We start from the raw sequence: 17,800 nt of genomic DNA on the forward strand, positions 1-17,800 counted from the left end.
GGCTCAATAAGCCTTCTGGTCTTTCAAGACCAGGCGAATGGTTTTCAGGATGATGTCGATGTCAAGCTGCAGCGACCAGTGCCGCAGGTAGTCCAGGTCGTAGTCAATACGACCCTGCATCTTGTCCAGAGTGTCGGTCTCCCCCCGGTAGCCGTTGACCTGGGCCCAGCCGGTGATGCCGGGCTTGACCTTGTGACGCACCATGTAGCCCTTGATGAGTTTTCGGTACAGCTCGTTGTGAGCCACAGCGTGCGGGCGGGGGCCGACGATGCTCATGCGCCCCTGCAAGACGTTGACAAACTGGGGCAACTCATCAAGGGAGGTGCGACGCAAAAAGGCGCCCAAGGGGGTAATACGGGCGTCGTTCTTTTGTGCTTGCTGGATGTTGCCACCGTCTTCGGTAACCGTCATGGAGCGAAATTTGTAGACCAGGATCTCCTCACCATCGAGTCCGTAACGACGCTGCTTGAAGATGATGGGCCCGGACGAGGTCAGCTTGATGGCAATGGCAATGATCAGCAAGACCGGAAAGATCAGCGCCAAGATCAACACCGAGAAAACCACGTCGCTGATACGTTTGACAGTACCGTTGGTGGCCTTGAACGGGGTTTCGCAGACTGAGATCACCGATGTGCCACAGACGCTGTCGGCTTGCCCCTGGATCAGGTCAGTAACAAACATATCTGGCACAAAGTAAATCGAAGCAGTGGTGTCCTTGAGTTCATCCAGCACATGCAGGATGCGCGGCTGGGACGCCATTGGTAAAGACAGATAAATGAGTTTGATATTGTGGTCGCGCACAATGTGTGCCAACTGTTCGTGTTTGCCCAGCAGCTTGTAGCAATTGTTGGTGTCCAATCGTTCAGGGCTGCGGTTGTCCACAAAACCAATCAGCTTGATGCGTGAGTAGAGCGAGGCCGTGATGCCATTGGCCAGCGCCAAACCCTGTTCATTCATGCCCACAATCAACGCACGTTGGGCCGGACCCTGCCAGCTGAGCAGTAAAGGAGCCATTCTGCGAATGGCAAGGGCACTCCCGAACTTGCTGAGCGGCGCCAGCCACAACCACGTGTAAAGAACGCGTTCAGAGAAAGCGCTGGTATAACCCGTGACCCAACCCATGAGCAGCAGCAAGCTGGCGGTCCAGGCCCAGTTGATAACACTCTCACCGGCCAAGGACGCCACCGATGCTTGGAGGCGAGCGGTGCCCGGAAAAGATATGGCAAAGGTCACCAGCGACAACACAAGATATTGGGGCAGGATGGCGCCCTCAAAATAATGCGACAGCGCCCACAATGAAAACACATAGGCGACAGGACCAACAAAGGCCTCAAACTGGCTGAGCAGGTTGTCATTGCCCAGAGTGGATGTCCTCACTGCCGGTTTGACAGACGCAGGTGGCAAAGCCACCGGGGCATCAAGCAGACTGGGCATTTCAGGCATAACTGGTCAAGGCGGTGACTTTGCCCACGGCCTGGGCACGGTTGCTGACATTGAGCTTCTTGAAAATGTTTCTCAGATGGCTCTTGATGGTGAATTCGCTGATGGTCAAGATGCGCCCGATCTCTGAGTTGGTCTTCCCCAGGGCAACCCATTGAAGAACTTCTTCTTCTCGATCAGACAAGCTGCTTTCAAGCATCTGTTGCGGTACCTTCGGATCGTCTGTCAAAGGGCCCGGTTGGGTTTGATGTGGCAGCAAAGCAACCTGACGCAAGCTGGCGTCAATGTAGGGCAGCACCTTGGCCATGGCGCTACGTTGGCTTGGACTGAAAGTAGGTATGTCGCTAAAAGCCAAATACAGACAGTCTTGGCTGCCACGCTCGTCTCGCATACCGTGCACCAAGACACAACGCATTGTTCCCAAGGCGTCTTTCAGTTGGGAGTTTGGGGTGGCATCTTGCAAGGAAAAACCGTCAACACCGGCATTGATGACAAAGGGAGTACCACCAAACTCGCTCCATCGCGTGAACATGTGAAGCAGCATCGGCAGGATGGCGTCAGGGCATGAGTTGTGCGAACGCACACCAACCAGCGGGGAAATAATGTCGTGGCTGAGCTTGCCCTTTTCGAAGTTGCCCCAAGCCGCAATCAGGATGGCGTGTGGCAGGTAGTGCTGCATGTCGCCTTGCAGCCAAACCATCGCATCAAAATGGCTGCGTACTTGTGCAGCGCGGGCAACAGCGTTGTGAAATCGGTGCAGGTCATATTCGGACGTGGACGGTAAAAGAGCCATGGTTGTGCATTTCATTGATAGCAATGAGCGATTCCACACAAATCGAGGACAAGCTTCCGTGCGATGGCGCACTGAGCAAGCCCCCACAACGGAAACACCACAGGTCAGGTCATTTTTTGCAAGGAGGCGGATTTCATCCGCCCCTCTTTGGTGCATTCTCAGAAATAGCTCAGGAGTTGTTCGACTTGAAGCGGCGCCACACGATGACGGCCATCGTGCCAAGACCCAACAAAATCATGCGGGAGCTTTGTGGCTCGTTGGTCAAACTTGCTGTGGATGCAAAAGCGCTCAGGCTCGACACGGCGAATGCGGCGGCTGCAGTGAGGGATGTCAGTGTCATGGTGTATTACTCCGTGGCAAGTAGCAAGATCACTACGGGTAAATACTAATTGCGTACCCTCTCATCGTCGATAGTCCGTTCGGACTAGTCTGACGCCCTCAAACCCACATTGGCAACACGGCTACCCGGAGATCAAATGCCTGAGGTGATTGGCTTTGCTTCAAAGAAAACCAACATCGGCCAGACCTGGCAACTTGTCGTTGGTAGCATGACGCAATTTGCTGGTGGTGGTGTGAAGCAAAGCGAGCATGATCTTGTTGCTCAAACGTGGGTGATCTGACAACAAGGCCATGAATTTGTCATGGGTGAGCACAGCAAAATCACTGGGCAAAGTGGTGACACAGCTGGCAAAGCGTTTTTGCCCGTCGAACATGGACATTTCGCCAACAATGTCGCCAGGCTTAACGACGTAAATCACTTTATCAAGGCCCTCGTGCAACTGGGTAATGACAGCGCCGCCCGTGATCAGAATAACCAAGTAGTCCCCCTCCTCGCCCTCGCGCAACACGGAAGAACAACGCGGTACACCAAAACACTCAAGGTAATCACCGAACAACAGGATTTCACGGCGGTTAATCCCCTCCAACAGACGCCCAGCCTGAACGGCGTGGATGAATTCGTTGAGATAGTCTCTAACTTTGCCCAGCGGTTGCACGCCTGGCTGGAGCTCTGCAAAGGGTGAATTCATAACTCGATAACTCCGCCTCAGGTGTCAAAACACAAGGCTGATTATCGAAGGACGTAACAGAGAGTAACAATAGCTCCAACGAACTATATGAACCCATGGAGGCGATACATTGCTACCAAAACCTCATGCATAGCACATCGCCAGATGTTGTAAATACGATAAAAAATTGTCACATTTTGAAGATACCCTGCATCCAATCAAGATGCAAACTTGTTTAACTGCTCCGAATTTTTGACACCAGATGGTCTGGTGTGATTTGGAGCAAACCATATTTCAACTTTGAATATTCTCCAATCATCACTATCTCCTGCGGATATTCACCATTACCACCGTGTGGTCTCCCAATCAGCGGGGATTCGGACTCACTTCGACATGCTGATCTGGCTACAGGGGGAAATGCAGTATTACCTTCCGCATGACATCATGATCGCGGTATGGGGTAACTTCAACGAAGGTCAACTTCGCCACGACGTGATTTCACCCATGACCGGGGTCAGGTCACACAATGTGAACACCGACACACTGTCGCCGCTGCTGCTGCAGCTCTACCATCGCTGGACGCAGTACAGCAAAAGCCCCTACGCCATGAAAGTAGGAGAAAGCGGCTTTTTGTTGGAAGACACCGGGCTCCAATGCATGCTGGGTGATGCCCTGAAGTACATGCGTAGCGCGATGGTGCACGGCATTTGCGACGAGCGCCACGGCATTGAGTGTCTGTATGTCTCATTCAGCACCAAACCGGACTACAGCCAAGTGGACAGGGCGACTGTCACCGCAATCCTGCCTTACATTGATTCGGCCTTGCGTCAAGTTAGCCACTTACCTGAGCAGGCAAGCGTGGGCCCATTGACCCTGAAAGAGAACCTGAAACCCACCCATACCTTGTCAACCCGAGAAGTGGAAATCATGTATTGGGTGGCACTGGGCAAAACCAACCCTGAAATTGGCTGCATCCTGAACATCAGCGAATTCACCGTGAAAAACCACATGCAGCGGGTTTTCAAGAAGCTTGATGTGATCAACCGGGCGCAAGCAGTGAGCAAGTTCAAAGAGCTGTGTGCCTAGCGGACCTCCAAGTAAAATACCCAACCTTCACCCATAAATTGACCCCTTGCGTCGATCGTCTGTGTTTTCACAAACCGGTTCAGCGGGCCGCCCTGGTACCCGGTAATACCCTTCTCTGGTTTGATTGATGCACTTTGAACCCTCTCTGATTTTTGCCCTTGGCCTGCTCGGCCTGATCTCAGGTTTTTTGGCGGGGCTGCTGGGGATTGGTGGCGGCATGATCATGGTGCCGTTTGTCACCGCCATCCTCTCCGACCAGGGTGTTGATCCGCAGCTATCGATCAAGATGGCCATTGCCACCTCCATGGCCACCATCGTTTTCACCTCCGTGTCGAGCTTGCGGGCGCACCACAAACGTGGCGCCATCCGTTGGGACTTGGTCAAAAGCCTGGCGCCAGGCATCGTTTTGGGCGCGGGCATCGCCAGCATCGGGGTGTTTACCGTTTTGAAAGGCTCGGCCTTGGCTTTGGTGTTTGCCTTGTTTGTGGGGTTTTCCGCCACACAGATGTTTTTGGACAAAAAACCTGCGCCAAGTCGCTCGGTGCCCGGGCCGGTGGGTCTGGTCGGTACCGGTTCGGTGATCGGCTTTTTGTCCGGTTTGGTGGGGGCTGGTGGTGGTTTTGTCAGCGTGCCCTTCATGACCTGGTGCAATGTGCCAATTCACGCGGCGGTGGCCACCTCGGCCGCGCTGGGTTTTCCCATCGCGCTGGCCAATGCACTGGGTTTTGTGGTGGGCGGCTCCGGTGTGGCCCATCTGCCCCCCTACTCCCTGGGTTACATCTGGTTGCCCGCTCTGATGGTGATTGCCAGTTGCAGCATCCTGACCGCCCCATTGGGTGCCGCAGCGGCCCACAAACTCCCGGTTAAACGCCTCAAACGGGTGTTTGCCAGCATCTTGTATCTGCTGGCGGCTTACATGTTGTACCGTGCTGCGGTCAGCTGGTAAGGCGTTACCCCAGAGGTATTCCGTTCTAGAAAACGCTTCTGAGTCTGCGAAGGCCACTCCGGTGGCCCCCGTCTGGTTCAGGCGTCCACCCAGGCACACTCACAGGTGAAGTGACGCAGGAAGGGCGGCTGTTTGGTGATCTTCACACCGCGAATGCTGGAAGCCTTTTGCTTCACCTCAGCAATCACTTCGGCAGCATAGTCAAAGTGGCTCTGGGTATACATGCGCCGAGGGAAAGCCAGCCGTACCAGTTCCATGCTGTGATAGGTCTCGGTGCCGTTGGCCAAGCGTTTGCCAAACATCACTGAGCCGATTTCCACACCACGGATGCCCCCCTCTAGGTACAGGGCATTGCACAGCGCCCAAGCCGGGTAATGGGCCACCGGCATGTCGGGCAACACGGTACGGGCGTCAATGTAGACCGCGTGGCCACCGGTGGGTTTGACAAAACTCACACCCGCTGCCTCCAGCCGCTCACCCAGGTATTCGGCGGTGCGCAGGCGGTAACGCAGGTAGTCTTCCTGCATGCCCTCCTCCAGCCCCACCGCCAGCGCCTCCAGGTCGCGCCCAGCCAAGCCGCCGTAGGTGGGGAAACCTTCGGTCATGATCAACACGTTGCGCACCGCGTCCATCCACTCTTCGCTGCGCAGCACGATGAAACCGCCGATGTTGACCATGCCATCTTTCTTGGCACTCATGGTCGCACCGTCGGCGTAAGAGAACATCTCTTGCACGATGGCCTTGATCGAGGTGTTTTCGTAACCGGGCTCGCGCATCTTGATAAACATGGCGTTTTCAGAAAAACGGCACACATCCATGATGAAAGGTTTGCCGTATTTCTTGAGCAAGGCAGCATAAGCGCGGATGTTGGCCATCGACACCGGCTGGCCGCCACCGGTGTTGTTGGTGACGGTGATCATGCCAAACGGGATCTGGTCGCCGCGCGTTTTCAGCAGGGCCTCAACCCGCTCCAGGTCGATGTTGCCCTTGAAGGGGTGAATCGTCGCGGGTTGTGTCCCTTCGGCAATCACCAGGTCCAGCGCCTCGATACCCAGGTACTCCAGGTTAGCGCGGGTGGTGTCAAAGTGACAGTTGTTGGGCACCACATCGCCTTTTTTGCAGACGGCGGTGAACAGCACTTTTTCTGCGGCACGACCCTGGTGGGTCGGCACAAAGAAGTTCATGCCGGTGATGTTCTGGATGACTTTTTCCAGCCGGTAAAAACTGCGTGCACCGGCATAACTCTCGTCACCTTCCATGATGGCGCCCCACTGGCGGCTGGACATGGCGCCGGTACCGGAGTCGGTCAACCAGTCGATCAACACGTCTTCGGCGTGTAATTTGAAGACGTTGAGTTTGGCGGCTTCCAGCAGCTGAACCCGCTCCTCACGGGTCGTCATACGAATGGGTTCAATGCTTTTGATGCGAAAGGGTTCAATCAGGGTTTTGGGCATGTTTTGCTCGTCTCAGTCAATGGAGGCGAGAAGGTAGCATCGGTTTTAAGCGCATGGTGTCGGTTAAAACCAACACTTCTCAACCAGCGTGGCGATCCCAGCGACGAGCACCCGGGATCGCCGTCGAAACTGACGCAACCTCGCTCAGAGCTTAAAAACAGCCACGGTCTGCACCAAGTCATTGGCCTGGGACTTCAAGCTACTGGCGGCAGCGGCCATTTCCTCGACCAGGGCCGCGTTTTGCTGGGTCACCCGGTCCATTTGCGTGACGGCTTCACCCACCTGTGACACACCCAGGCTCTGTTCTCGGCTGGCGGCACTGATCTCACCCACCACATCCACCAACCGGGCGATGCTGCTGACCACCTCGCTCATGGTGCTGCCCGCCTGATCTACCAGCGCCGTGCCACTGGACACACGTTCCACGCTGGTGTTGATCAGGTTCTTGATCTCTTTGGCTGCGTCGGCGCTGCGCCCGGCCAAAGACCGCACCTCGCTGGCCACCACGGCAAAACCGCGCCCTTGTTCACCCGCGCGGGCGGCTTCCACCGCCGCGTTCAGCGCCAGGATATTGGTTTGGAAGGCGATGCCGTCAATCACCGCAATGATGTCGCTGATTTTGCGCGAGGCCTCGTTGATGCCACCCATGGTCGCCACCACGTCGGCCACCACCCGACCACCCTGCACCGCCACACTGCTGGCATGTACCGCCATCTGGCTGGCTTGAGCCGCGCTCTCTGCGTTGTGCTGCACCGTGGCACTGAGCTGTTCCATGGAGGCAGCGGTTTGCTCCAATGCACTGGCCTGGCTTTCGGTGCGGTCCGACAAGTCCTGGTTGCCCTGGGCGATCTCGGAGCTGGCGGTAGCCACACCTTCCGAACCCTCACGTACATGCCGCACGATGGCGGCAAAACGGTCACGCATGGTCCGCAAGTCATACAAGATGCTGCTGCTGTCCTGGGGTCGCAGCTCGATGTGGGTGGCCAAATCTCCCTGGGCAATCCGCTGGGTCAGGTCACTGACAACACGGGGTTCACCACCCAACTGGCGCAGGATGCTGCGCGAGATCAACCAACCAAAACCCGCCAACAGAGCCAGTAGCAACAGGGTGCCAGCGGCAAAACCGATGGCCCGGCGCCAGACCGCCGCATTGACGTTGTCGACGTAGACGCCCGAGCCAACGACCCAGCCCCAGGGCTCAAACCCTTTGACATAAGAAATTTTTGGCACCGGCTCGGTATGGCCTGGCTTGGGCCAGACATAACTGACAAAACCATCACCAGCGGTTCTGACCTGCTTGACGAAGTCAACAAAAATGAACTGCCCGGTGGGGCTTTTGAGGCCTGAGACGTCCGTGCCTTCGAGTTCGGGTTTGATCGGGTGCAGCACCACGTAGGGGCGCATGTCATTGATCCAGAAATACTCGGAACCGCTGTAACGCAATTGGCGCAGTGTGTCGATGGCTTGCCGTTGGGCGTCATCCTGTGTCAGTTTGCCCTGTGTTTCCAGAGCGTGAAAACGCGTCAGCACACCCTGCGCGATTTCTACCGTCTGACGCACGGCCGTTTGCCGTTCTTCCAGGATCAGGGCACGTTCTGACCAGAGAAACACACACGCCAACAACACCAGACCCAACATGGCACCGGTGATCAGCAGGGTCAAACGCCGAACGATACTCATCGAAGTCAATGTCAGCATACAAGTTGTCTCTGTGTGATCAGCGTTTTTGCAGCGCCATATCCACTCCCCGATTGGCCAGTTCATCGGCCCGCTCGTTACCAGCATCCCCATTGTGACCCCGCACCCAGCGCCACTCGATCTGGTGGGCGCCGCCGTTGACCAAGGCATCCAGGCGCTGCCAAAGATCAACATTTTTGACCGGTGCCTTGGTGGCCGTTTTCCAGCCGCGCGCTTTCCAGCCCGGCAGCCACTCGGTCATGCCCTTGAGCACATACTGGCTGTCCACATGCAGCGTGATCTTGCACGGGCGTTTCAGGGCCGACAAGGCCTCAATCACCGCCATCATCTCCATGCGGTTGTTGGTGGTATCAAGTTCGCCGCCACACAGTTCTTTTTGCGCCTCTGGCGACTTCAGCAACGCGCCCCAGCCGCCCGGGCCGGGGTTGCCCTTGCAGGCGCCGTCGGTATAAATATCAATGCTATTCAATGTGTTTGTCCATGTGTTTAGGTTTGTGTATCATTTTGGCCTGTAGCCCTCATGTTACCTGAGCTATTAGCTATAGTAACAGGAGCAACCGCCAAGCGTCTGACGGCCTTTCGGGCGGGGTTGATCAGTGTCATACCTCGCACCCGCTTGACCGCCACCAGGCAATACACCGAGCCCAGGATCGGCCACCAGCGCTCGCCAGCCTTGTCCATCCAGTTGAAACGCTGCAACCAGGCCTGGCTGGAGCAGGCCGGCCGGTAGCAGCCAAAACGGCCGTCTTCAATCTCCAAATTCAGCAGGCTCAGCCAGTCACGCAGGCGCAGATAACCAATACATTCACCCGATGACGGCAGCAGCAGGCGCTGGGCGCCCATCCAGCGGAACCAGTTCGGTCGCCGCTGGCAAAAGCCCCACATACTCAATGGGTTCAGTCCACAAATCACCACCCGGCCTTCAGGCACCAGCACACGTGCCACCTCACGCAAGACGCCGTGCGGATCGACGGAGAGCTCCAGCGCATGCGGCATCACCACCAGATCGAGGCTGTTGGCCGAAAACGGCAAGGCTGAAAAGTCCGTGACCAGCGCCACGCGTGGGCTGGCGGATGGCTCCTGCGGCAAGATGCTGGTTTCTGTCGGGGTTTGTGTGGCCAGCCAGCGGTGTGGCATGCGGTTGGCCTCGAGTGCATTCAACTCCGGCAAGCCCAGTTGCAGCGCGTGAAACCCAAACACATTGCCCACCGCCTGCGCCATTTGCGCGCGCTCCCATGCCAGCAGGTACTGCCCTGGCGGAGACGCCAACCAATCGTGCATCCCTATAATTTGACCGCTCATGAACTTAATTCCACTGCCTGCTTTCAACGACAACTACATCTGGATGCTGCACGATGGACAGCGTGCCCTGGTGGTGGACCCCGGCGATGCCCAAGTCGTTTTTGAGGCCATCAAACGCCTGGGAGTCCAACTCGAGGCGATTCTAGTCACGCACCATCACCATGATCACACCGGCGGTGTGACCGAACTGCGCGAGGCCACCGGCGCCCAGGTGTTTGGCCCCTTGCTGGAGCAGGTGCCCGAACCTTTGATGCGCTTGGCCGGTGGTGATGTGATTGAGCTGCTGGGTTGGCGCCTGCAGGTGATCGACGTGCCCGGCCACACCGCTGGTCACATTGCGTTCTACACCGAGCCCCAAGGTCAATACCCGCTGCTGTTGTGTGGTGACACCTTGTTCAGCGCGGGTAGCGGACGCCTGTTTGAGGGCACCCCGGCGCAGATGCTGACCTCACTGGGCAAACTGGCGGCTTTGCCCGACAACACCCGCGTCTGCTGCGCCCATGAATACACAGCCAGCGGCCTGGTGTTTGCCCATGCCGTTGAACCCGACAACCAGGACGTGGTCAGCCACCAGGCCACCGTCCAAACGCTGCGTGCGCAGCACTTGCCCAGCCTGCCTTCGAGCATCGGGCTGGAAAAAGCCATCAACCCTTTTTTGCGGACACACCTGCCCGGTGTGATCCGCGCCGTGCAGCAATTTGACGCCACCGCGCAAGACCCAGTGCGTGTTTTTGCTGCGCTGCGAACCTGGAAAAATCAGTTTTGACACATTTTTTGAAATCGGCAGCGCTGCTGCTTTGTCTTGTGCTGGTGGGCTGCGCCAGCACCACCCCAAGTGGACAAACGGACACTTACACCCTGGCCACCACACCCAGTGCACCAGGAGTGCGCAACGACAACAGCGCGCCCGGATTACGCAACCCGATCTACCCCAGCGGGGGTTTGCGCGCCTTGCCGAGCCTGACACTGAGCTCGCTGCCGGTGCATGCCCTAACCCCACCAGCCAATATGTGGGACCGCATCCGCCTCGGCTTTGCCATGCCCGACCTCGACAACGACCTGGTGCGTGACCGCGAGCAGTGGTACGCCACCCGGCCCGACTATGTGCAACGCATGACCGACCGGGGTGGCAAATACCTGTTCTACATTGTGGAAGAACTGGAACGACGCGGCATGCCCACCGAGCTGGCCCTGCTGCCCTTCATTGAGAGTGCTTTCAACCCGCAGGCGGTCTCCAGTGCCCGGGCGGCAGGCATGTGGCAGTTCATGCCCGCCACCGGCAAATACTTCGAACTCAAGCAAAACATGTTTCGGGATGAGCGGCGTGATGTGCTGGCCTCCACCCGCGCCGCGCTGGACTACCTGCAACGTCTGTACGGCATGTTTGGTGACTGGCATCTGGCGCTGGCCGCCTACAACTGGGGCGAAGGCAGCGTCTCCCGGGCCATTGCCAAAAACAAAAAACTGGGCCTTGGCACCAGTTACCTTGATTTGAAAATGCCGATGGAGACGCAGTTTTATGTGCCCAAGCTGCAGGCCGTCAAAAACATAGTGGCCGACCCGGACAAGTTCAACACCTTTTTGCCCGCCATTGGCAACCACCCGTATTTCCAAACGGTGGAAATTCGCCGTGACATCGATGTGGCGCTGGCGGCCAAACTGGCCGAGGTGCCTCTGAGCGACTTCCGGGCGCTCAACCCGTCGGCCTCCAAACCGGTGCTGCTGGCGGCAGGTACACCCACCATTTTGCTGCCCTGGGACAACGCCGAGGTGTTTCAGGCCAATCTGGAGGCCTATGGCGGCAGCGGACTCGCCAGCTGGACCGCCTGGATTGCACCGACCACCCTCAAACCGGCTGACGCCGCCAGCCGCTTCAACATGTCAGAGAACGAGCTGCGCGAGGTCAACAACATCAAGGGTCGCATGCTGATCCGTGCCGGCTCGACCTTGCTGGTGCGCCGTGACAGCAGCGTGCTCAATGACGTGAGCAACCATGTGGCTGACAACGGCCAGCTGTCGTTGGCGCCCGAGGTGGTGCTGCGCAAGACCAGTGTCAAAGCTGGCAAAAAAGACAGCGTGGCCTCCCTGGCCAAACGTTATGGTCTGAACGCGGCGGAAGTCGCACGCTGGAACAACGTCAGCGCGTCAGCCGTCTTCAAGGCCGGGCAAAAAGTGGTGGTGTATTTGCCCGCACGCGCGAGCCGGGCCGTGAGGGCGGCACCGTCAAGCAAAGCCGCACGCTCATCACCGGGAAGCAGCGCAAAAAAAGCCGCCAAGGTGCCAGCGCGCAAAAAAGCAGTTGTAGCGCCCAAGAAAACGGCGCCAGCCAAAAAGAAGTGATCTGTGTGAGGCCGGGCGCTTGATCGGCGCACCGCGCACCAACCGGATTCAGCGCGGTATCGGCCCGGGGTTTAACGGTAGCCAGCAAACAAAATGGCAATGTTGAGCCCCAAGCCCAACAACCACACCACACTGCGCAGGCTGGCCTGGTTGGCCACATACAGCAGGATGTAGACCAGCCGCAGCACCACAAACAGGGCGGCCAGTACATCCAGCCGAGCCTGGTAGGCCCCCAACTGGTGGGCGATCACCACCGCGCCGATGAAAAACGGCAGCGCCTCAAAACTGTTGGCCTGCGCGGCATTGGCGCGGGCACGCCAGTCGGTCTGGCTGGCCAACCAAGCGCGCGGGTGTTTGTTGTCAAACCCGCCTTGCTGCGGCGGCTTGGTGAACATCCCCCACTTGGCGATACCGGCGCACACAATCGGCAACAAAGCCGCGATCAACACACACCAGTAAGCCAGGGTGAACGAGGGCAACAGCATGACAACTCCTGAGGGGGTTAACGCCGGTCGACCAGCGCGTGGGCAATGGTACCCAAATCGACATATTCCAGCTCGCTGCCCACCGGCACACCCCGTGCCAGACGGGTGAGCTGCAGGCCCCGGCCTTTGAGGCCTTCTGCAATCACATGCGCCGTGGCTTCGCCTTCGGCGGTGAAGTTGGTGGCCAGAATCACCTCGTGCACGGTGCCGTCCAGCGCCCGGTCAAACAGCTTCTTTAACCCAATGTCTTTGGGTCCGATGCCGTCCAGCGGGCTGAGTTTGCCCATCAGCACAAAATACAGCCCCTTGTAGGCGCCGGTGCGCTCCACCGCCGACTGGTCGGCCGGGGTTTCCACCACACACAGCTTGCTGGCGTCGCGCCGATCATCCAGGCAGGTGGCACAGACCTCGGCCTGGGTAAAGGTGTGGCACAGCGCACAGTGCTGGATGCTGTGGGTGGCCTCATTCAAGGCTCGCGCCAGCGTCTCGGCGCCCGCACGGTTGTGCTGCAACAGGTGAAACGCCATGCGCTGCGCCGATTTCACCCCCACGCCCGGCAGGCAGCGCAGCGACTGGATCAGCACCTCAAGCGCATTGGTGTCAGACATAAAAGTGAGTGCTCAGTAGAAGAACGGTATTGGCAACCAACGCGGCGGGCGTAGCGAGCCAGCGTCAGCCTAGGCGGACGGAGCGCAGCAACCGGAACGTACTTCCTGTACGTGAGGATTGCGAGCACCGCCCAACGACGGATTACGCTGGCTCGGTAGCCACCCTCAGAAAGGGAATTTCATGCCGCCGGGGAGGCCTGGCATGCCTGCAGTGATCTTGCCCATCTTCTCGGCCGATGTCTCCTCGGCCTTGCGCAGCGCCGCATTAAACGCAGCCGCCACCAGGTCTTCGAGCATGTCCTTGTCATCGGTCAACAAACTCGGGTCGATGGTGACACGGCGCACCTCGTGTTTGCAGGTCATGGTGATCTTGACCAAGCCCGCGCCGGATTCACCGCTGACTTCGATGTTGCCCAGATCGTCCTGGGCTTTTTTCATGTTTTCCTGCATCGCCTGCGCCTGCTTCATCAAGCCTGCGAGTTGTCCTTTGTTGAACATGGGGTTCCTTCAGTTGGTGATAAAAAAGATTCTCGAGCACCTGCGCATCACAGCGGCTTGATGCTGCCTGGCACAATTTTCGCGTCAAATTCCCGCATCATCGACTGCACAAACGGGTCGTTAAAAACGATTTTTTCGGCAGCCAACTGGGCTTGCGCCGCTGCCGCCGCGTTGCGTTTGGCCGGGCTGTCCGTGACACGCCCCACCTCAATCACCAGGCGCACCGGGTGCCCGGCGACGGCCAGAGCGGTGGTCAGGCGGTCTTTGCTGCCAGCATGGTTGAGCGACTCGCGCTCGACGCGCAGCAGCCAGTCGTTGCTGTCACGCGCCACCAGCTGTGACTGCAAGGCCAGTTCACGTGCCATGGCGTTGATGGCCTCTGCGGCAACCAAGGCCTGCACCGTGTTATGCCAGAAGTCACCCTCGGGCGTGGTGCTGATCGCGTGAGGGGTGTTGGCGGCCACCACATCACGTGCTGAGTCCGCTTGCACCCGCACCGGGAATGCTTCAATGTTTGCAGCTACTCGCCCTTGATCTACAAGGGCTGGTGCCTGATTTTGCTCAAAATTCTTGCTAGCAAGCGGCGGCTCAGAGGGATCTCTGATCGGCAGGCGCTGGCCTTCTGGCACAAGCTGCACCGCTTCATTTTCAGGAGCAACTGACCCTTGAGATACGAGGGCTACAGGTTGATTTTGTTCATCTGGCTCGGCGCCATCGTCCAGCGCAGTGCCAACAACCTGGGCCACCGGAGCAACCGGCTGAACCGGCGCGACAGGTGCACTGGGTGGCGGCGGCGCCGGAGGTTCAGGCGCGGGCTGCGGGGTTTTCAGTGTTTTTTTTTCAGCCACAGCGCGGGTGGCGCTGGTCGCCGGTTTAAACGCCAGCAGCCGCAGCAGCACCATGGTCAGCGCCGCGTAGTCGTCGGGCGCCAGACCCAGCTCGGTACGGCCATGCAGGCAGATGCTGTAGAGCAACTGGGTTTCGTCCATCGGCAGCAGCGCGGCCAGGCGTTGCAACTCGGCCTGCTCGGGGTCGGTGTCGTCTTCAGCCGCCATGCCAGGCACCGCCTGTAACACCGCCATGCGTTGCAACACCGCGCTCATTTCCTCCAGCGTCGAGGCGGCACTCAGGCCATTGAGGCGCAGCGTCTCGGAGGTGTCAACCACCGTCTTGCCATCACCCCGCGCCAGCGCGTCAATCAGGCGAAACACATACGAGCGGTCCACACTGCCAAGCATCTGGCGCACCATGGCCTCGGTCAGCGCACCAGAGCCAAAAGCAATCGCCTGGTCGGTCAGACTCAGGGCGTCGCGCATGGAGCCCCGTGCGGCGCGCGCCAACAGGCGCAGCGACTGCACATCAGCAGCCACCTGCTCGACCTCCAACACCTTGTGTAAATGTTCGCGGATGGTCTCAGGCGCCATCGGGCGTAAATTGAACTGCAGACAACGCGACAACACGGTGACCGGCACTTTTTGCGGGTCGGTGGTGGCCAACACAAATTTCAGGTACTCGGGCGGCTCCTCCAGCGTCTTGAGCATCGCGTTAAACGCGTGGCCGGTGAGCATGTGCACTTCGTCGATCATGAAGACCTTGAAGCGACCCTGCACCGGCTTGTACACCGCCTGCTCCAGCAGCGCCTGCACCTCGTCCACACCGCGGTTGGAGGCAGCGTCGAGCTCGGTGTAGTCGACAAACCGGCCGCTATCAATATCCGTGCACGCTTGGCATACACCACAAGGGCTGGCCGTGATACCACCAGTGCCATCTACCCCCTGGCAGTTGAGCGATTTGGCCAGAATGCGCGACACCGTGGTTTTGCCAACCCCGCGTGTGCCGGTGAACATATAGGCATGGTGCAGCCGCTGCGTGGTCAGGGCGTTGGAGAGCGCCTGCACGACATGGTCCTGCCCGACCATTTCGGTGAAGTTGCGGGGACGGTACTTGCGGGCGAGCACGAGATAGGACATCCGGCGATTCTAAGGTGCCCCACCCTGCTCACCGGGCGTTCTAGCCCGACTTGTCATCTGGCCTGGGTTCGGGATGCGGGACGCCCGCGACCTATTACAATAGTTAGCGACGGGCCTTCCCACATGGTGAAGCGGCCAACCGGGTCAGGTGGGGAACCAAGCAGCCCTAACTGTGGAGCCAGTGCTGGGGTCAAGGTCCGTCACCACCCTTTTTTCTCGTTGGTCGGTGGCCTTGCCGTCGGCAGTTTCAGTTTGCTTGTGACATAGCAAACTGGCGCCCACCGCCATAGAACGGCCACAACTCGCAGAGTCAACAAGCTGCCAACACAGGTATCTCGCCACTCTCTTTTAAAGAGCAGCAGAGCCTTGTATCACCTGGGCCAGCGGCCTACTTCTTGTTCAAATAGCTCAAAACACCCTGCCCCGCCTTGGCGCCACTGGCCAGGCAGGCGGTCAGCAAGTAACCACCGGTGGGGGCCTCCCAGTCCAGCATTTCGCCAGCGCAGAACACCCCCGGCAACGCTTCGAGCATCAGCTTGTCGTCTGCAGCTTCGAACAACACACCACCAGCGGTGCTGATGGCCTCGTCCAGCGGTCGGGTGGCCTGCAACGTGATGGGCAAAGCCTTGATGGTTTGCGCCAGAACAGCCGGGTCGTGCATCTGCTCTTTGGACAGGGTTTCGTGCAACAACGCCGCTTTGATGCCTTCGATATGCAAGCGGCTCTTGAGGTGGCTGGAGAGTGATCGTGTGCCACGCGGGTAAGCCGCCTGCGCCAACACCCACTCGGGCGAGCGGTCCGGCAACAAATCCAGGTGAAACGTGGCTTGGCCGCTGGCAATGATCTCGTCGCGCAACAGATGGGATGCCGCGTAGACCAGGCTGCCCTCCACCCCGGTGACCGTGGCAACAAACTCTCCGCGTCGCTGGAACTGCACACCTTGCGAGGTGGTCAGCGAGATCGCCACCGACTTGAACGGCTGCCCAGCAAAATGGCTGGCAAAGTAGTCACTCCAGCCGCCCAACACGTCAAAACCGCAATTGGCCGGCAACAGGGGTGCCACCGCCACCCCACGGTCACGCAGCCAGGGCACCCAGGCACCGTTGGAGCCGAGCCGCGCCCAGCTACCGCCCCCGAGCGCCAGCACCACCGCATCCGCCTGCACCTGAACCGGGCCGTGGGTCGTGTCAAAGTGCAGGTTACTCAGGGCGTCCTCGCCGGTGCCCCAGCCCGTCCAGCGGTGGCGCATTTGAAACTGCACCGCCGGGCCATTCTCCGGATGGCGCAACCGGCGCAGCCAGGCACGCAGCAAAGGCGCTGCCTTCATGTCAACCGGAAAGACCCGGCCCGAGCTGCCCACAAAGGTCTCAATCCCGAGTGAACTGGCCCAACTGCGCACGTCGCCCGAGTCAAAGGTCTCAAAAATCGCCTCAATCTGCTGGCGACGTTGCCCATAACGAGAGGCAAAAATATCCGCAGGCTCGGAGTGGGTCAGGTTCAGCCCCCCCTTGCCTGCCAGCAAGAACTTGCGCCCCACACTGGGCATGGCGTCATACAGGCAAACCGCCACGCCAGCCCGTGACAAGACCTCGGCCGCCATCAACCCGGCCGGGCCGGCGCCAATCACACATACATTTTTCATAGAGACCTTAACTTTCTTTTGCGGATATTTACTGGCCTGCTAGCCACATGGCTAAGGCAGGCGGTGACGGTGAGCTGGGGATATTTCTGTCACAATTTCGCTATTAATTATTTTTTTAAAAATCTGTAACAGGAACAAACATGGCTAGTGAACTGATCAAACATGTGTCCGATGCCTCTTTCGAGACCGATGTCCTCCAATCCGGCGTGCCGGTGCTGGTCGATTACTGGGCTGAATGGTGTGGCCCCTGCAAAATGATCGCGCCGATTCTGGACGAAGTATCGACGGCTTACGAAGGCAAACTGCAGATTGCCAAAATGAATGTGGATGAAAACCGTGACATCCCGGCGAAGTTTGGCATCCGTGGCATCCCAACCCTGATGCTGTTCAAAAACGGCCAGCTGGCAGCCACCAAGGTGGGCGCCCTGAGCAAGGCCCAACTGACCGCTTTTATTGATCAGCAACTCGGCTGAGTTAACGTGGTAGCGGGCCGCGCTGCGCCCGCACTCTCCAGCAGCGCAAAACCCGGTT

General features: G+C 58.6%; 18 protein-coding genes and 1 other RNA gene. 6 read left to right on the forward strand and 13 right to left on the reverse strand.

The window, feature by feature from the left end:
• Positions 1-3: 3 nt before the first annotated feature.
• The 4 genes from FDG13_RS10470 to FDG13_RS10485 all read right to left on the reverse strand — a co-directional run bounded on the left by FDG13_RS10470 (position 4) and on the right by FDG13_RS10485 (position 3,261).
• Positions 4-1,434 carry an undecaprenyl-phosphate glucose phosphotransferase gene (locus tag FDG13_RS10470; protein ID WP_180127398.1) on the reverse strand — a complete coding sequence of 477 codons (1,431 nt, stop codon included), beginning with the start codon at positions 1,432-1,434 and terminating at the stop codon, positions 4-6.
• A gap of 1 nt (position 1,435) precedes the next feature.
• Positions 1,436-2,389, reverse strand: coding sequence for an XrtB/PEP-CTERM-associated transcriptional regulator EpsA (epsA, locus tag FDG13_RS10475; protein ID WP_180127400.1), 954 nt, complete (start codon positions 2,387-2,389; stop codon positions 1,436-1,438).
• A 13-nt stretch (positions 2,390-2,402) separates the two neighbouring features.
• Positions 2,403-2,573, reverse strand: coding sequence for a PEP-CTERM sorting domain-containing protein (locus FDG13_RS10480; protein WP_180127402.1), 171 nt, complete (start codon positions 2,571-2,573; stop codon positions 2,403-2,405).
• A 160-nt stretch (positions 2,574-2,733) separates the two neighbouring features.
• Complete coding sequence (locus FDG13_RS10485; RefSeq protein ID WP_180127404.1) at positions 2,734-3,261, reverse strand: cyclic nucleotide-binding domain-containing protein; 528 nt, start codon at positions 3,259-3,261, stop codon at positions 2,734-2,736.
• Positions 3,262-3,540: 279 nt separating this feature from the next.
• Here FDG13_RS10485 and epsA (FDG13_RS10490) point away from each other — a divergent pair, with 279 nt between their 5' ends.
• Positions 3,541-4,326, forward strand: coding sequence for an XrtB/PEP-CTERM-associated transcriptional regulator EpsA (epsA, locus tag FDG13_RS10490; RefSeq protein ID WP_255435188.1), 786 nt, complete (start codon positions 3,541-3,543; stop codon positions 4,324-4,326).
• Positions 4,327-4,453: 127 nt separating this feature from the next.
• On the forward strand, positions 4,454-5,272 hold the full coding sequence (locus tag FDG13_RS10495) for a sulfite exporter TauE/SafE family protein (RefSeq protein WP_180127406.1): 819 nt from the start codon (positions 4,454-4,456) through the stop codon (positions 5,270-5,272).
• Positions 5,273-5,349: 77 nt separating this feature from the next.
• Here FDG13_RS10495 and FDG13_RS10500 read toward each other — a convergent pair whose 3' ends face one another.
• The 4 genes from FDG13_RS10500 to FDG13_RS10515 form a co-directional block, all read right to left on the reverse strand.
• Positions 5,350-6,726, reverse strand: coding sequence for a tryptophanase (locus FDG13_RS10500; protein WP_180127408.1), 1,377 nt, complete (start codon positions 6,724-6,726; stop codon positions 5,350-5,352).
• A 144-nt stretch (positions 6,727-6,870) separates the two neighbouring features.
• Positions 6,871-8,424, reverse strand: a complete 1,554-nt coding sequence (locus FDG13_RS10505) for a methyl-accepting chemotaxis protein (protein ID WP_304621512.1) — start codon at positions 8,422-8,424, stop codon at positions 6,871-6,873.
• A gap of 19 nt (positions 8,425-8,443) precedes the next feature.
• A complete protein-coding gene (gene rnhA / locus FDG13_RS10510; RefSeq protein WP_180127410.1) occupies positions 8,444-8,893 on the reverse strand; it encodes a ribonuclease HI in 450 nt (149 codons plus the stop codon).
• Between the two features lie 17 nt (positions 8,894-8,910).
• On the reverse strand, positions 8,911-9,726 hold the full coding sequence (locus tag FDG13_RS10515) for a class I SAM-dependent methyltransferase (protein ID WP_255435189.1): 816 nt from the start codon (positions 9,724-9,726) through the stop codon (positions 8,911-8,913).
• On the opposite strand from FDG13_RS10515, the gene gloB reads away from it, so the two are divergent.
• Positions 9,725-10,492 carry a hydroxyacylglutathione hydrolase gene (gene gloB, locus FDG13_RS10520; protein WP_180127412.1) on the forward strand — a complete coding sequence of 256 codons (768 nt, stop codon included), beginning with the start codon at positions 9,725-9,727 and terminating at the stop codon, positions 10,490-10,492. The two genes, FDG13_RS10515 and gloB, sit on opposite strands and share 2 nt — an antisense overlap.
• Positions 10,489-12,066, forward strand: coding sequence for a transglycosylase SLT domain-containing protein (locus FDG13_RS10525; RefSeq protein WP_255435190.1), 1,578 nt, complete (start codon positions 10,489-10,491; stop codon positions 12,064-12,066). The genes gloB and FDG13_RS10525 overlap by 4 nt, the downstream gene beginning before the upstream one ends.
• Before the next feature lie 71 nt (positions 12,067-12,137).
• Here the strand turns inward: FDG13_RS10525 and FDG13_RS10530 are convergent, their stop codons facing one another.
• From FDG13_RS10530 to dnaX, 4 genes are all read right to left on the reverse strand, one after another.
• The gene (locus FDG13_RS10530) at positions 12,138-12,551 is read right to left on the reverse strand and encodes an MAPEG family protein (RefSeq protein ID WP_180127414.1); all 414 of its coding nucleotides are present in this window, start codon (positions 12,549-12,551) and stop codon (positions 12,138-12,140) included.
• A gap of 17 nt (positions 12,552-12,568) precedes the next feature.
• On the reverse strand, positions 12,569-13,159 hold the full coding sequence (gene recR / locus FDG13_RS10535; protein WP_180127415.1) for a recombination mediator RecR: 591 nt from the start codon (positions 13,157-13,159) through the stop codon (positions 12,569-12,571).
• Positions 13,160-13,324: 165 nt separating this feature from the next.
• A complete protein-coding gene (locus FDG13_RS10540) occupies positions 13,325-13,657 on the reverse strand; it encodes a YbaB/EbfC family nucleoid-associated protein (protein WP_078363384.1) in 333 nt (110 codons plus the stop codon).
• A gap of 47 nt (positions 13,658-13,704) precedes the next feature.
• Complete coding sequence (gene dnaX / locus FDG13_RS10545) at positions 13,705-15,627, reverse strand: DNA polymerase III subunit gamma/tau (RefSeq protein ID WP_180127417.1); 1,923 nt, start codon at positions 15,625-15,627, stop codon at positions 13,705-13,707.
• A 108-nt stretch (positions 15,628-15,735) separates the two neighbouring features.
• On the opposite strand from dnaX, the gene ffs reads away from it, so the two are divergent.
• Positions 15,736-15,832: signal recognition particle sRNA small type (gene ffs / locus FDG13_RS10550), an RNA gene on the forward strand.
• Positions 15,833-16,015: 183 nt separating this feature from the next.
• Here ffs and FDG13_RS10555 read toward each other — a convergent pair.
• Positions 16,016-17,269, reverse strand: coding sequence for a TIGR03862 family flavoprotein (locus FDG13_RS10555; RefSeq protein ID WP_180127419.1), 1,254 nt, complete (start codon positions 17,267-17,269; stop codon positions 16,016-16,018).
• Between the two features lie 140 nt (positions 17,270-17,409).
• Between FDG13_RS10555 and trxA the strand changes: the two genes are divergently transcribed.
• Positions 17,410-17,742, forward strand: a complete 333-nt coding sequence (gene trxA, locus FDG13_RS10560) for a thioredoxin TrxA (RefSeq protein ID WP_180127421.1) — start codon at positions 17,410-17,412, stop codon at positions 17,740-17,742.
• The last annotated feature ends 58 nt before the right edge of the window (positions 17,743-17,800 follow it).

The organism is Rhodoferax sp. BLA1 (assembly GCF_013416775.1).
GTDB lineage: Bacteria > Pseudomonadota > Gammaproteobacteria > Burkholderiales > Burkholderiaceae_C > Rhodoferax.